Source organism: Streptomyces sp. NPDC050485, from assembly GCF_044458185.1.
In the GTDB taxonomy this organism is placed as follows: Bacteria; Actinomycetota; Actinomycetes; order Streptomycetales; family Streptomycetaceae; genus Streptomyces.
Window position 1 is genome coordinate 199,167 of record NZ_JBITHR010000012.1, and the last position, 14,267, is coordinate 213,433.

At 71.4% G+C, this 14,267-nt stretch carries 13 protein-coding genes and 1 pseudogene; 4 read left to right on the forward strand and 10 right to left on the reverse strand.

The genetic code is table 11. The annotated features are described in order from the left end of the window. Positions 1-92 precede the first annotated feature (92 nt). Both ACIBK6_RS24530 and ACIBK6_RS24535 read left to right on the forward strand, forming a co-directional pair. Positions 93-626, forward strand: coding sequence for an isochorismatase family protein (locus ACIBK6_RS24530; protein ID WP_399053478.1), 534 nt, complete (start codon positions 93-95; stop codon positions 624-626). Positions 627-630: 4 nt separating this feature from the next. Then, complete coding sequence (locus ACIBK6_RS24535; protein ID WP_399053479.1) at positions 631-1,035, forward strand: (2Fe-2S) ferredoxin domain-containing protein; 405 nt, start codon at positions 631-633, stop codon at positions 1,033-1,035. Between the two features lie 56 nt (positions 1,036-1,091). Here the strand turns inward: ACIBK6_RS24535 and ACIBK6_RS24540 are convergent, their stop codons facing one another. The 7 genes and pseudogenes from ACIBK6_RS24540 to ACIBK6_RS24570 all read right to left on the reverse strand — a co-directional run. Then, positions 1,092-1,541, reverse strand: coding sequence for a MarR family transcriptional regulator (locus ACIBK6_RS24540; protein WP_399053480.1), 450 nt, complete (start codon positions 1,539-1,541; stop codon positions 1,092-1,094). Between the two features lie 2 nt (positions 1,542-1,543). Continuing rightward, entirely contained in the window at positions 1,544-2,044 is a 501-nt protein-coding gene (locus ACIBK6_RS24545; protein ID WP_399053481.1) for a MarR family winged helix-turn-helix transcriptional regulator, read from the reverse strand. Positions 2,045-2,139: 95 nt separating this feature from the next. Continuing rightward, positions 2,140-3,363: a serine hydrolase domain-containing protein gene (locus ACIBK6_RS24550; protein WP_399053482.1), complete on the reverse strand. Its 1,224-nt coding sequence runs from the start codon at positions 3,361-3,363 to the stop codon at positions 2,140-2,142. 236 nt (positions 3,364-3,599) lie between these two features. After that, a complete protein-coding gene (locus tag ACIBK6_RS24555) occupies positions 3,600-5,021 on the reverse strand; it encodes a CoA transferase (protein WP_399053483.1) in 1,422 nt (473 codons plus the stop codon). 64 nt (positions 5,022-5,085) lie between these two features. Next, positions 5,086-6,213 (reverse strand): PP2C family protein-serine/threonine phosphatase, encoded by a 1,128-nt coding sequence (locus ACIBK6_RS24560; RefSeq protein ID WP_399053484.1) that lies wholly within the window; start codon positions 6,211-6,213, stop codon positions 5,086-5,088. Between the two features lie 236 nt (positions 6,214-6,449). After that, positions 6,450-7,289, reverse strand: coding sequence for a formate dehydrogenase accessory sulfurtransferase FdhD (gene fdhD / locus ACIBK6_RS24565; protein ID WP_399053485.1), 840 nt, complete (start codon positions 7,287-7,289; stop codon positions 6,450-6,452). A 4-nt stretch (positions 7,290-7,293) separates the two neighbouring features. Beyond that, a pseudogene (locus tag ACIBK6_RS24570) lies at positions 7,294-7,455 on the reverse strand (hypothetical protein); the annotation flags it as partial. Between the two features lie 280 nt (positions 7,456-7,735). On the opposite strand from ACIBK6_RS24570, the gene ACIBK6_RS24575 reads away from it, so the two are divergent. Further along, positions 7,736-8,674, forward strand: a complete 939-nt coding sequence (locus ACIBK6_RS24575) for a beta-ketoacyl-ACP synthase III (RefSeq protein ID WP_399053553.1) — start codon at positions 7,736-7,738, stop codon at positions 8,672-8,674. Between the two features lie 202 nt (positions 8,675-8,876). Here the strand turns inward: ACIBK6_RS24575 and ACIBK6_RS24580 are convergent, their stop codons facing one another. Next, positions 8,877-9,719 (reverse strand): NAD(P)H-binding protein, encoded by an 843-nt coding sequence (locus ACIBK6_RS24580; protein WP_399053486.1) that lies wholly within the window; start codon positions 9,717-9,719, stop codon positions 8,877-8,879. Then, complete coding sequence (locus tag ACIBK6_RS24585) at positions 9,716-10,912, reverse strand: low temperature requirement protein A (RefSeq protein WP_399053488.1); 1,197 nt, start codon at positions 10,910-10,912, stop codon at positions 9,716-9,718. Before ACIBK6_RS24585 ends, ACIBK6_RS24580 begins: the two co-directional genes overlap by 4 nt. A 259-nt stretch (positions 10,913-11,171) precedes the next feature. Between ACIBK6_RS24585 and ACIBK6_RS24590 the strand changes: the two genes are divergently transcribed. Then, the gene (locus ACIBK6_RS24590) at positions 11,172-12,722 is read left to right on the forward strand and encodes an aldehyde dehydrogenase family protein (protein WP_399053489.1); all 1,551 of its coding nucleotides are present in this window, start codon (positions 11,172-11,174) and stop codon (positions 12,720-12,722) included. A 137-nt stretch (positions 12,723-12,859) separates the two neighbouring features. Here the strand turns inward: ACIBK6_RS24590 and ACIBK6_RS24595 are convergent, their stop codons facing one another. After that, positions 12,860-14,170: a DUF2254 domain-containing protein gene (locus ACIBK6_RS24595; RefSeq protein WP_399053490.1), complete on the reverse strand. Its 1,311-nt coding sequence runs from the start codon at positions 14,168-14,170 to the stop codon at positions 12,860-12,862. Positions 14,171-14,267: the final 97 nt, after the last annotated feature.

The following is a 14,267-nucleotide window of genomic DNA, read 5'->3' on the forward strand; positions in this document are numbered from 1 at the left end:
GACCCGCCCCGGACCCGCCCCCGGCCATGCGCAAGGCCCGAACCGGTCCCCGGCGTACGGTCTAGATCATCGGGGCCGGTACGGTGCCAGCCATGACCGCATTCGAAGGCGCGCCCGCCACCCTCGACCCCGCGCGCAGCGCGCTCGTCCTCGTCGATCTGATGGACCGGATCGCGGCGCTGCCGCTCGCTCCCCGCTCGGGCGAGCAAGTCGTCGCCACATCAAGGGAGTTGGCGGCCGCCTTTCGTGCCGCGGGCGCGACCGTGGTGCTCGTACGGGTCGAACGCCCCGGCGTGGACACCCAGCCGCCCGGCAGCGGATTTGTCGAAGGGCTCGCGGCCGACGGCGACCTGATCGTGGTGAAGCGCACCATCGGCGGCTTCCACCGGACCGGCCTGCACGAACTCCTCACCGGACGTGGCATCGACACCCTCGTGTTCGGGGGCATCGCCACCAACCTCGGCGTCGAGTCGACGGCCCGCGCCGCCGCCGACCACGGCTATGAGCTGCTGTTCGCCGAGGACGCGATGGCCGCGCTCACCGAGGACGAACACCGGGCGGCGGTCGGCCTGAACTTCCCGCGCCTCGGCACGGTGGTCACCGCATCGGCCATCGGGTTCGGCTGAGCGCATGCCCAAGTTCACGATATCCGCGGCCGGTTCGCGTCCCTGCACCCTCGTCGTCTGCCGCGGCTGCTGCTGCGGGGACGTCGGCAAGAACCCCGGCACCGACCACGCCGGTCAGCTGGCCCGGCTGCGGGCGGCGGCCGCCGCGTCGGGCGGCCGCATCGCCGTGCGCACCACCGACTGCCTCGGGCCCTGCGGCCAGGCCAATGTGATGGTGGTCCAGCCCTCGGGCCGGGCCCGTGCCGGGGGTGCCCGCGCGGCCTGGGTCGGCTGGGTCCTGGACGACGACGCCACGGACGACATCGTGGCCTGGGCCGAACAGGGCGGCCCGGGCCTGGCCGACCCCCCGGCCACACTCGCCCTCCAACTGATCCCGGCCCCGTCCGAGGCGCGCAGGCGGGCGCGCTAGGGGGTGTCCGGCGGATCTGGTCGCCCGCTGCGGGCGGTGCCCTTTGGGTATTGGCGCTAGCTCTGCTCGCCGGCCAGTTCGGCGTTGGCGCGGGCCGTGACGACCGACAGGACGCGCCCGGCTGTGGCCAGTTCCTCGGGGGTGAAGCCGGCGTAGACCCGGGCGGCGATCGCCGCACCGTATCCGCTGGTCTCCTCCTGCAGGGCCCGGCCGTGCTCCGTCAGGCGGATGACCGACCCGTCGGCCGCTTCGAGCAGCCCGGCCCTGAGTAGTTCCGAGACCGGAGCAAGGGCCGCCGCCTCCTCGATCTTCAGGGCCTCCTGCAGCCGGCCGGTGATGCTCTCCCGGGTCGCGGAACCGCCTTGCGCCGCAGTGAAGTTCATCGACAGGGACTGCAGATAGGTGAGGCCCACCGAGGCGAGTGCCTGCTCCAGGACGGCCTTGGTGGCGTAGTGCGCCAGGGCGACGATCTGGCCGTTCACGCTGGGTGTGGTGGCAGTGGACATGGTCACGACTCCTTCGGGGAGAGATCGAGGGGTACGTCGAGCAGGGTCCGCAGTTCACGGGCGAAGGTCCCGGTGCGCGGGCCGTCGAGCCCGCCGAGCGGTGCGAGCAGTCGGCCCATGAGCTCCTGGACCACGCCGATCGCCTCGGCGGTGGTCGCGCTGCCCCGCGGGGTGAGCGCGAGCTGGACCGCACGGCTGTCCTCGGGGTCCTTGGTGCGCTTGAGCAGGCCCGAACTCTCCAGTGCGCGGACGAGTTTGGACACGTAGAGCGGTTCGAGTCCGGTGTGGTCCGCGAGCCGCCGCTGACTCGGTCTGCCGCCGCCGGCCGCCATGCCGTACAGGGAGGCGAGCAGTGAGTACTGGGCGTGGGTGAGGCCGAGTGGTGCGAGGGCCCGGTCCACGGCGACCCGCCACTTCATCGAGAGCCGCCATACGAGGAATCCGGGGGTCGGACCGGGTTGGCGGGCCGAGTCTTCGTAGGGGCTGTCCGGTGTCGGGGGCATGGAAAAGTACGGTACATGGCTACAGTAGCCATGGCTACTAAATAGCTGCGTCAACTCCGGGCACCACAAGAGGAGGTGACTTCGCGGGCGGCCGTCTACCGCTGTCCCGCCGTCACCCCGCCTCCGGCTCTCCCCCCGCCTCCGATGGTCCGACTGGCGACGTCGCCACCTGCGCGGGCAGGTGAACCCGAGCAGAAGACGGCCGTCTGCGCCGGGCCCAGAGCGCTGCTCGGCGGCACTGCGGGCTGGTTCTCCAGGTCCTTGCCCAGGTCGAAGACGTTGCCGACCATGATCAGTTGGCGGGTGGCGTCCTGGCTGGTCAGCGAGATGCTGGTGAAGCCGGGGCCGCCGCCGTCGGTCTCCCGGAGCGGGACCTGGCGGCTGCCGCAGTCGACGGTCAGGTGCCGGACGGCGAGGGCGTAGCCGTGGGCGCCCGGTGCGGCGGCCGGGGTTTCGAGCTCGCGCTGCTGGGCCAGGGGCAGGAGTTCGCCGCCGAACAGGGCTCGGTCGAAGCGGGCGAGATCGGCCAAGGTGGAGATCATCGCCCCTGCCGTCCAGTCGTAGGAGGGGCTGAACCGGGTCACGTCGTTGCCCGACAGGTCGTAGCCGTGCAGGTGCGGGCCGTGGATCTGAGGGTCCGTGATCGGGAACGAGGTGTGGGCCATCCCGAGCGGTGTCAGGATGCGCTGTTGGATCTCCCGCGACGGGCTGTGTCCGGTCACCGCTTCGATGACCAGCCCGGCCACCAGGTAGTTGGTGTTGGAGTAGGTCCACGCGGCGCCGGCCGCATGGGTCGGTGCATGCGCGACGGCGGTCGCGACGACCTGCCGGGGCCGGTAGACATATCCCCAGTCGTGGCGCTGCAGATAGGGCGCGAAGAAGGCCGGATCGGTGGTCGGGTCGTACAGCCCGCTGGTCTGGTTCAGTAGTTGACGCAGCGTGATCCGCGCCCCGTCGTTGCCATGGCCCTGGATCACTCCGGGCAGCCATGCCGCCACGCTGTCATCCAGGCTGAGCCGGCCCTCCGCCTCCAGCTGCAGCAGCACGGTGGCGACGAAGGACTTGGTGTTGCTGGCGATGCGGAACCGGTCGCCGATGCGCGCGGGCTCGCCGCTTGCGGTGTCGGCGACACCGGCCGCCGCGAGGGCCGCGTCCGCGCCGTTCCTGGCGTAGACGAGCGTGCCGGGGTAGCCGTCGCGCACCCCCTGCGCCGCCGCCGTCCTGGCGGCCTGGGCCGCCGGGCTGGGCGGGGGCGCCGCCGACGCGACACCCAGTGTCCCGGTTGTGGCGACACACAACGTCACCGCGACCAACGCCATCTTGCTGTTTGTCCACGCCACGGCCACTGTGCCTCACTCCGGTCGTCCTGGAATCTCCCTGCTTCCAGGCTCCCGCCGGTGGCACGGCTTCGGCCATGGGGTCACCTCCCGGCCCGAGCGGGGGCCAGCCCTACGGTGCACCCCCCGCGGCAGTGTGTTTCTGCTCGGCGTGACACGGCACTCGGACGGGCTCCAGGAAGATCACTTACGGTGACCGCCGGGTGCGGTGTGCGAGCCTATCGGCGCTGTTGCTGGTCGCAGACGTTGGCCCACTGGGGTACGTCAGTTCCCCAAAGGCCCGGTGGGCGCGACCAGTTCACCGGGCCTCCAGCGTAGGAGATGGGTGGCACGGCGTGCCGCAGGCGGCCCACCGCGCTGTCGGTCTCCGTCAGCCACGCCTCCTGGTCGTAGGGCCCTTCAGTCGGCGTGGGCTGCTGCTCGGTCGCGGGGATGCCGTGCGTGAGCCAGGCCGCGGTCTGGGCAAGTGCCAGTCGGATCAACCGTGCGCCACCCGTACGGTGCTGCTCGGTGAGGGCGCGCAACACCGCGGCGGCCAGGAGATATCCGGTGCCGTGGTCGAGGGCCTGCGCGGGCAGCGCCCCCGGTTCGTCGGGAGAGCCTTCCAGAGCGGCGATCCCGGTGGCCACCTGCACCAGGCTGTCGAAGCCGCGTCGCTCGTGCCACGGCCCGTACCGGCCCCATGCGGACAGCTGCGCGATCACGAGATCCGGCCGGCGGGCGGCGAGGGCCTCCGGCGTAAGACCCTGCCGCTCCAGGGCCCCCGGGCGGTATCCGGTGACGACCACATCGGCACTGTCGAGCAGCTCGTCGAAGACCCGGCGGTCCACCGCACTGCCCAGGTCGAGCACCGTCGAACGCTTCCCCAGGCCCGTGTCGTTGTGAGCCTCCTGGCTCTCCGGCAACTGGGGTGCGTCGATCCGCAGGACGTCCGCGCCGAGCAGTGCGAGCGTGCGGGTGGCGACGGGACCCGCGAGAACCCGGGTGAGGTCCAGGACCCGAAGCCCCGCGGCAGGCAGCAGGATTCCACCACTCAGCGCGGGGAGCCCGCGCGGCGCCCGGCCGCCGATCCGCTCCGTCGTCAACAAGGGCTGGGCGGCGGCCAGTTGGCACTGCTCGTGCGCGGCCCACTGTGCCGGGGTGCGCAAGGCCACGGCCAGACCGCCCGCCGCGTACACAGTCGCCTCGACGTCCGCCGCCGTGCGGCCGGCGATCGCGTCCGCCACGGCGGGCACCTCCGCGTTGGCGGGCAGGCCGAGTGCGGCGAGCAACTGTGCCCGGTGGTGCGGGTAGTTGGCGTGCGTACGGACCCAGCCGTCGGCGGCGCGCCAGAAGCGGGAGAGCGGCGCGAAGGTGGTCGGCGCCACCCCGTCGACGCGCACCAGCCGGTCACTGAGGAACGCCGTCGTCACCGCGCCGTCGTCAACCCGCACGGCGGGCACCGAGCGGCCGGTGCGTACGCCGGTGAGCTCGGCCGCGGCGAGAGCGCAGACCGCCACGGTGGAGCGGGCCAGCTCCATGACGGGCAGCCGCGAGGGCAGCGCCCCGACGCCCTCGAAGGCGATGTGCCGCAGGAGCTCGGGGTCGCCGTCAAGCGCCGCCCACGCCTGCGCCGTACCCGACTGGTGTGAGTGATCCATGCCCGCACTATGGCACTGAGTGACACCACCGTAGAAGGGCGGCCCTGTTCTTGGACACAGGCTCTCAGGAGCCGTTGCGGCGTACGACGAGGATGGCGGCGTCGTCGCTCTGCTGGTCGCCGGTGTGGCGCAGGAGGTCGAGCCCCAACTGCTCCACGAGTTCGGGTGAGGGCAACTCGGCCCAGGTGCTGAGGCGGTCGACCAGGGGGTAGAAGACCCCCTCGGCGTCGCGGGCCTCGGTCACCCCGTCCGTACACAGAACCATCCGGTCCCCGGCCGCGAAGGGGCACTGCTGCACCGTGCGTGCCTGCCCCGCCAAGTCGCCGAGTCCAAGGGGGAGTCCGGGGTCGTCGAGCCAGATCTCCGCCGCCCTGCCACCGCTGAGTCTGAACGGGGTGGTGTGTCCGCAACCGACGATCTGCGCCCGGCCGTCCGGTTCCAGTTGCAGCACCAGCGCGGTCACGAACCGCTCGCCGTCCCCCGTGTCCCGGGCGGCATAGTGGTTGTGCCGCAGCAGCGCCTCTTCCATCTGGGTGCACACGCCGAGCACCGAGGGCTGGTGGTAGGCGCCTTCCCGGAAGGAGGTCAGCACGGCGGCCCCGGCATGGATCGCGGGGAGCCCTTTGCCTCGTACGTCCCCGATGAGCACTCGGGTGCCGTACGGCGTGGGCAGGACCTCGTAGATGTCACCACCGATCAGGGCGTCCCGCGCGGAGGACACGTACAGTCCGTCGACCACAACGTCCTCGGTGTGCAGCGGCAGTTCGCGGAGCAAGGTCCGCTGGGCGGCCTCGGCCGTGAACCGGACCCGTGCCAGCAGTTGCTCGCGTTCCCATCGCGACTGGCAGAGCAGCACACAGGCGATGCCGGCCACGATCGAGCCCCCGATCGAGGCGATCATGGTGGGGGTGCCTGAGGCGGCCAGCTCATGGGTGTAAACGACAGCCACCGCGGCGGTGTAGACCGCCCCCACCAGAACGACCTGTCCGGTGGTGCAGAGCATCGCCGCCACCAGCGCCGCCAGTCCGGACACCTGAATGGTCTGGGACCCGGAGCCGGTCGCAAGATCGATGACGGCCACCACGACGACCAGCCCGCACAGAATCGCTGTGGTCGGCTGCCTTCTGCTGTTGGACAGACGCTCGTCCCAGCTCGGCCGGTCGCTGAGACCGCCCTGGATGCGGAGTGCCATGGGGACTCCCTGCTCCGGTTGTTCCGCCGACGGCGAGGAGCTCGGTGTGCTCGTACCTGATCACCACCACCCGGTGCGGTGCTGATTCCCACGATCTCCACGGTACGCCGGTTGGTGCGGCAGCCCGCCCCCGATCGAACATGCATTCGTCTGCGCCGGGTGCGAGAGTGGCGCCTATGAAGGCCCGGTCGGCGCAGGGGGCGCTCCCCGCCGACCGGGCCGGTTCCGGGCCGGGGTCAGACGCCCGAGCGCAGGGCGATGCGCTCGTCCCCTGCGTACACGTTCATGGAACTGCCGCGCAGGAAGCCGACCAGCGTGAGACCCGATTCGGCGGCCAGGTCGACGGCGAGCGAGGACGGCGCGGAGACCGCCGCGAGGACCGGGATGCCCGCCATGACCGCCTTCTGGGCGAGCTCGAAGGAGGCCCGCCCCGACACCAGCAGGATGCAGCGCGACAGCGGCAGCCGGTCGTCCTGGAGAGCGCGTCCGACCAGCTTGTCCACCGCGTTGTGGCGGCCCACGTCCTCGCGTATGTCGAGGAGTTCCCCCTCGGGCGAGAAGAGCGCCGCCGCGTGCAGACCCCCGGTCCGGTCGAACACCCGCTGCGCGGCGCGCAGCCGGTCGGGGAGGGACGCGAGCAGTTCGGGTTCCACCCGGACCGGGGGAGTGTCGGCGATCGGGAAGCGGGCCTGTGTCCGGACGGCGTCCAGACTGGCCTTGCCGCACAGGCCGCACGAGGACGTCGTGTACACGTTCCTTTCGAGGGTGATGTCGGGTACCACAACGCCCGGCGCCAGCTTCACGTCGACCACGTTGTACGTGTTGGAGCCGTCGGCCGTCGCACCCGCGCAGTACACGATCGACTGGAGATCGGACGCGGCACCGAGCACCCCTTCGCTGACCAGGAACCCGGCCGCGAGCGCGAAGTCGTCGCCCGGCGTCCGCATCGTGATCGCGAGTGGTTTCCCGTTGAGCCGGATCTCCAGGGGCTCCTCGGCGACCAGCGTGTCCGGGCGGGCCGACACCACCCCGTCCCGGATGCGGATGACGCGGCGGCGCTCGGTGACCCGTCCCATGTCCTCAGTCCCTCAGTCGCTCTGCTCGGTCTCGGTTCTGTACGTACTGGAAGCCGAAGCGCCCCTTGATGCACAGGTTGCCGTGGGTCACCGAGTTGTCGTGCGGCGAGGTGACCTCGGCGATCTCATTGTCCTGCACCTGGAGGGTGGGGTTGCAGCCGACGCCGGGTTCGAGGGCTGCCCGCACGCGCTGCACCCGGCGTCGGCTGTTGGTGGTCGTGCCGCTGCTTCATACGGTGCTCCCGGCGGTGGCCGCGGCGGCTGAGGAGGCTGAGGAGGTCCGGGCGAGGAGGTCGGCGAGGCGAAACGCTGACACAAGGCTCCAAAGGTGCGGCAGTGAATCCTGTGGGATCACGCGCCCCTGTACCCGTCAGTAGCCACGAAGACTGGATGGCTCCGGATGTCAGCAGTGAATGCTCGTACCGAGGGGATCCGTCATGACCGGCATGCGAGGCTCGCGCGTTGTCGCAGTCGGGCACTACCAGCCCGCCAAGGTGCTCACCAATGGCGACCTCGCCGAGCTGGTCGACACCAGCGACGAGTGGATCAGCAGCCGGGTCGGCATCCGCACCCGCCATGTCGCGGGCCCCGACGAGCCGGTGGACGAACTGGCCGCGCACGCGGGGGCGAAAGCGCTCGCCGGTGCCGGGCTGACCCCCGCCGACATCGATCTCGTCGTGGTCGCCACCTCCACCGCGGCCGACCGCTCGCCGAACACCGCCGCCCGGGTCGCGGCCCGCCTCGGCATGGGCTCGCCCGCCGTCCTCGACCTCAACGTCGTCTGCGCCGGGTTCACCCACGCCCTGGCGACCGTCGACAGCCTGGTGCGCACCGGCACGGCCACCCGCGCGCTGGTCATCGGTGCGGACAAGATGACCGCGGTGACCGACTGGACCGACCGCACCACCTGCGTCCTGGTCGGCGACGGTGCCGGCGCCGCCGTGGTCGAGGCGAGCGAACAGGCGCTGATCGGCCCGGTGCTGTGGGGCTCGGTGCCCGAGATGGGCCATGCGGTACGCATCGAAGGCACCCCTCCGGTGTTCGCGCAGGAGGGCCAGTCCGTCTACCGCTGGGCCACCACCCAACTGCCGCCCATCGCCCGCCAGGTCTGCGAGCGCGCCGGGCTCACCCCCGAGGACCTCGCGGCGGTCGTGCTGCACCAGGCCAATCTGCGGATCATCGAACCCGTCGCGCGCAAGATCGGGGCGGTCAACGCGGTGATCGCCCGCGATGTCGTCGAATCCGGGAACACCTCGGCGGCCAGCATCCCGCTGGCCCTGTCCAAGCTGGTCGAACGCGGCGAGATCACCACCGGCGACCCGGTTCTGCTCTTCGGCTTCGGCGGCAACCTGTCGTACGCGGGCCAGGTCATCCGCTGCCCTTGACGGGCCCTCTGCATGGCCACGAAGGCCATGCGCGCCCGCACCGAGCACACGCGCACGACCTACCACCAGCGGCCCGACCGGGGTTGACCCCGCCCCGGGCCCACGACGGGCGGTCCGACCGGGGCCTGGCGGAACGCGTCGGACGGGCCGCCCACCAGGGCCTGCCGCGGAACACGTCGGCGGGGCCGACCCCGCCCGGGGTCTACCGGAACGCGTCGGCGTGTGTCTCCGCCCATGCCCGGAACGTGCGCGGCTCGCGCCCCGTAACCTCCCGCACCGTGGTCACCACGCCCGACTCGTCGAGCGTGCCGTCCACGTAGAAGCTGAAGAACGCGTCGACGTACGGCACGGGCATCCGCGCCGACATCTCCTTGTACGCCTCGTCGTTGGGGATGCCCTCGCAGGTGAGTTCGCGGCCGAGAGCCTCGCCGAGGATGCGCACGCGGTCGGCCGGGAGGAGGGATTCGGGGCCGGAGAGCGTGTAGATGCGCCCCTCGTGGTCCTTGCCGGTCAGTGCCGCGGCCGCGCACGCGGCGATGTCGTACGGATCGATCACCGCGGCCCGAACGTCCGCGAAGGGCGCCCGCACCACGTCGCCCTGCGCCAACTGCTCAGCCCATTCAAGGGTGTTGGACATGAACATCCGCGGGCGCAGGAATGTCCAGGGCAGCCCCGACTCCCGTACCGCGGTCTCGGATTCGATCATGTAGCGGGAGACCGCGTTGCTGAGGTCGCCGCCGCCCGCCGAGCCGCCGGACAGCAGCACCACCCGTTCCGCCGCGCCCGCTCGGGCGGCGGCGAGCGTCGCGGCCATGTTGTCGTAGCCCGGCATCAGGAACACCGCGCGGGCCTCGGCGAGCGAGGCGGCGAAGCTCTCGGGCCGGTTGAGGTCACCGGCCACCGCTCGCGCGTTCGCGGGCAGGCCCGCCGGGTCGCCGGACCGGCTGAGCGCATGCACCTCCTCGCCGGTTCCGTCGAGCAACTCACCCAGAATTCGCACCAGTTCGGACCCGACGTTCCCCGTCGCCCCGGTCACCAGGATCATGCGCTTCCCCTCTCGTCCTGCGAACAAGGTGCCCATCGTGCTTCAGAGAGCAGCATCGCCACCAGTACGAGCACCAGGGCGAACAGTTCGGCGAGGGAGGAGACGCGCGTACCGAGCGGCACGGTGGCGAGCGCGGCCACCGTGCCGCCCGCGCGGAACCGCAGCGGTGGGATGCGCAGTACCGCGCGGAACGCGACGTTCCCCGCGAGGAAGAGCGCCACCCCGCCGGCCAGCGCGACGGCGGGCGCGGCCGCCAGGTGCTCGGGCAGCTGCCCGATGGACTTCTTCACCCCGGCCGCGAGCACTGCCACACCGAGCAGCATCGGCACGAAGCTGTAGTAGTACGCGAGCATCGTCAGCCGGAACCGGGACAGCCCGGTCGCCGCCCGCAGCGCCTCCTCGGCCGCCTCCTCGTCCCGGATGAAGTACGTCCACCACAGTGCCGTCGCCAGGGCGAGCGCGAGGACCACCCCGCCGAACAGCCCCCAGTCCAGCTTGAGTTCGCCGGTGTCGGAGCCGGAGCCGACACCGATCGCGATCACGGACTCGCCGAACGCGACGATCAGGAGCAGCCCGTGCCGCTCCACGAAGTGCGCCGGGTCGAGTGCGCCGACCCGGCCCGTGACCGGCACCCGCTCGCCGTCGACGTCGGAGGTGATGCGGCTGGAGAGGATGGGCGTGACGCTCTGCAGCAGCAGCGCGGCCAGCCACAGCCCTTCGGCGGCCCGGCCGCTCACTGTGCCGGCCGCCGTCACACACAGCGCCGCGAGCACATTGGTCAGCGCGAAGCTGAGGACGTACCGCCCGTGCAGCAGCGCGTACAGCGCGCTGTGCACGACGGTGACCAGGAGGAAGCCGAGCCCGAACGCGACACCGTTGGTGGTGAACACCCCGGGGATGGCCAGGGCACAGGTCAGGAAACCGCACATGCCGAGGATCAGCGGAATGCGGCGGGCGTTGGTCTCCGGCGGCACCTGGTTGGTGAGGTAGGCGTAGGCCCCGTACATCCAGAACAGCACGGCGAAGATCAGCAGCACCCGCCCGGCCTGCGCGAAGGAGAGGTCGTGGGTGAGCAGCACGGTCAGCTGTGTGATCGTGAAGACGAAGACGAGGTCGAAGAAGAGCTCCAAGGTGGAGACCCGGCGCCCGGCGGCGCTCTCCGCCCCCTCCGTCATGCCGTCGACGGCAGGCATACGTTCCCCCAGCAGGCATGTCGTTCGGATGTGCGGCCGACACCCTAGCCCAGCAAGGGGGAGCCGCCCCGGACCGTCTCGGCCCCAGGGGGCGGCGCTGCCGGCGCCACCCACCCGCACGCCACCACCCCCACGATCACGTGACGTCACTCATACTTCACGCCGCGTACGTGCCAACACCCGCCCGCCTCACTACCGTCCGGTAACAGCGCCATCGCACACCCCGCCCCGACCGTGCACCGAGAGCGGAGATCCAGACATGGCACCCACCCCCGCCCCCCTCACCCTCAAGCCCGGCACAGCGTGGTCCGACGCCTGGCGGCGCAGCCTCACCGCCGCCCCCGAGGCCTTCAGGGACGACCGGGTCCTGAACCTCTGGGCCAACGAGTGGCACGCCGACGGCCGCGCGCTGCCCGCCACCAGCCCCATCGACGCGAGCCCCATCGCGGGCCCGCCCCGCCTGGACGGCCCCGCCGCCCAGCGCGCCGTACGGGCCGCCCTCGACCAGCACCGCGCCTGGCGGCACGTACCGACCGCCGAGCGCCGCGCCCGCGTCGGCGCCACGCTCGACGCGCTGACCGAACACCGCGAGCTGCTCGCCCTCCTCCTCGTGTGGGAGATCGGCAAGCCCTGGCGGCTAGCCCGGGCGGACGTCGACCGCGCCATCGACGGAGTGCGCTGGTACGCCGGGAACATCGACGGGATGCTGGCGGGCCGGACCCCCCTGCCCGGACCGGTGTCCAACATCGCGAGCTGGAACTACCCGATGTCGGTACTCGTTCACGCCATGCTGGTACAGGCGCTGGCGGGCAACGCCGTGATCGCCAAGACCCCCACCGACGGCGGTGTCGCCTGCCTCACCCTGGCCGCCGCGCTGGCCGTGCGCGAGGGCATCCCGATCACCCTGGTGAGCGGCAGCGGGGGCGAACTCTCCGAGGCCCTCGTCCGCTCCCCGGAAATCGGCTGCGTCTCCTTCGTCGGCGGCCGCGACACCGGGGCCCGCATCGCCACCGCCGTGGCCGACCTCGGCAAGCCGCACATCCTGGAACAGGAAGGCCTGAACACCTGGGGCATCTGGAACTTCAGCGACTGGGAAGGACTCTCCCGCGTCATCCCCAAACTCTTCGACTACGGCAAGCAACGCTGCACCGCCTACCCGCGGTTCGTCGTCCAGCGCACCCTGTTCGACCAGTTCCTCGCCGCCTATCTGCCGGCCGTACGCTCCGTGCGCACCGGGCACCCGCTGGCCGTCGAACACCCCGAAGACGCCCTGCCGGAACTGGACTTCGGCCCGCTCATCAACGCGGCGAAGGCCAAGGAGCTGAGCGACCAGGTGGCCGAGGCCATCGACCGGGGCGCCGTCCCCCTCTACCGCGCCTCGCCGGCCGCCGGCCGTTTCCTGCCCGGCCAGGACACCAGCGCCTATCTGCCGCCGGTCACCCTGCTCAACCCGCCCCCGTCCTCACCGCTGTTCCACGCGGAACCGTTCGGCCCGGTCGACACGATCGTCCTGGTCGACACCGAGGCGGAACTGCTCGCCGCGATGAACGCCTCCAACGGAGCGCTGGTCGCCACCCTGTCGACCGACGACCCGGACACGTACGACCGACTGGCCCCGCAGACAAGGGCGTTCAAGGTGGGCCGCGGCACCCCCCGCTCCCGGGGCGACCGGGAGGAACTGTTCGGCGGCTACGGAGCGTCGTGGCGCGGCGCCTTCGTCGGCGGCGAACTCCTGGTACGGGCCGTGACCGAGGGCCCGGCGGGGGAGCGGGCCCCGGGCAACTTCCCGGACTACCGGCTGATTCCGTAACGGCGGAGTCCGGCCCGGCTCATTCCGTAACGATGGGAGGCGGCCGGGCCCTCCGGTGCGTAACAAGAACGGCCGGGGACGGCCGGGCCCTCCCTTTTGGTGACCTTTGGGGATGACCCCGGACCGGCAGGGCAACGTCACCCGATGCCCTGCCGGTCCGGCTCCAGCGCGAAAGTACGCTCCGCCGCTTCCGGCACCGCGAGCGCGACGGCCTGCGCGAGCAGTTCCCGGTGCCGGAGCAGCGGCTCGCGCCGGTCCTCGGGAGCGAGCTGGAGCAGATCGTTGAGCCCGGCCACGATCCGCCGGGTGACCTGCGGGCTTCCCACGGCGAAGAGCCGAATCTCGGCGAAGCTCAGATCCACGAGATCGGCCCAGTCCGGGACGTCCTGGACGAGCCGCACCTCGCCCCTGCCGTCCCGGTGTGCCACCGCCCCGAGCGGCCGGTCGGCCAGGGCCGTCAGGAGCTGGACGATCCGGTCCAGGCACTGCACGGCGGTGGTCGGGTCGTTGACGGCGGGCGACAGGGCCCGCAGCGCGATGTCGGAGAGCTGCCGCAGCCCGAACCCCAGATCCTGGTGGAACGTCCGCTCCACACCCACCGACACGGTGTACCGCAGCGAGCCGCTGGACGGCGCCTTCTCTCCGCCGTGCACCGCGAGCAGCGGAGTACCCGGCACCACGAAGTCCCCGATCCGGGGAATCAGCCGGAGCACCACCCCGTGGCGCCGGGCCGCCCGCACGAGCCGGGCGATGTTCACGTCCCGCAGCACCCCGCCCTGCCCGCTGTACCCGATCCTGGCAGTCTCCCGCCCGAGGGACAGCCCGCCGACGTCCCCGCGCGGCATCTTGTGCACCACGCCCAGGGCCTCGCCGGTGATCCGGTCCACCACGTGCCCGACGCGCATGAGCCGCAGGGTGGAGTTCACGTACGCGATGAAGAGGAACAGGCTCAGCGTGACCATGAGGAGCGTGAGAAAGCTCTGCAGAAACGGAACGGTGGTCACGAGGCGGGGGTCGGTCTCGCTGTCGAACGAGGTGAGCACGAGCAGCGACAGGGTGAAGGTGGCCAGGAAGACGGCGAAGGTCAGCTTGGTGATGCGCGACCGTACGAAGATCCGTACGACGCGGGGCGTGAACTGCCCACTGGCCATCTGGACCGCGACCAGCGAAATGCTGAACACCACACCGATGAAGGTCATCATCGCCGAGCTGACCGTGGTGATCACGGTCTTGGCATCGTCGACGAGCCGGATCAGCTCGGTGACCTCGGCGTAGTTCTCGGTGTCCTGGAGCAGTCGCATGATGGCGGCGTCGGCGTCGTACGCACCCACCCACAGCACGAAGGTCAGCACCATCGCCGCGGTGGGCGCGAACCAGAAGGTGTCGCGCAGATGCTCCCGCAGCGATGACAACGCACGCGGCCGCCGGTATCCCTGGGCTCTGCTCACCCGGCGAAGGCTAGGTCCGGGCCCGGCCCTGCGAGACTCCGCGCCGCCGTGTGGTCCCACAGTCGTACACACATTGGTCCTCACGGAGTACGAAACC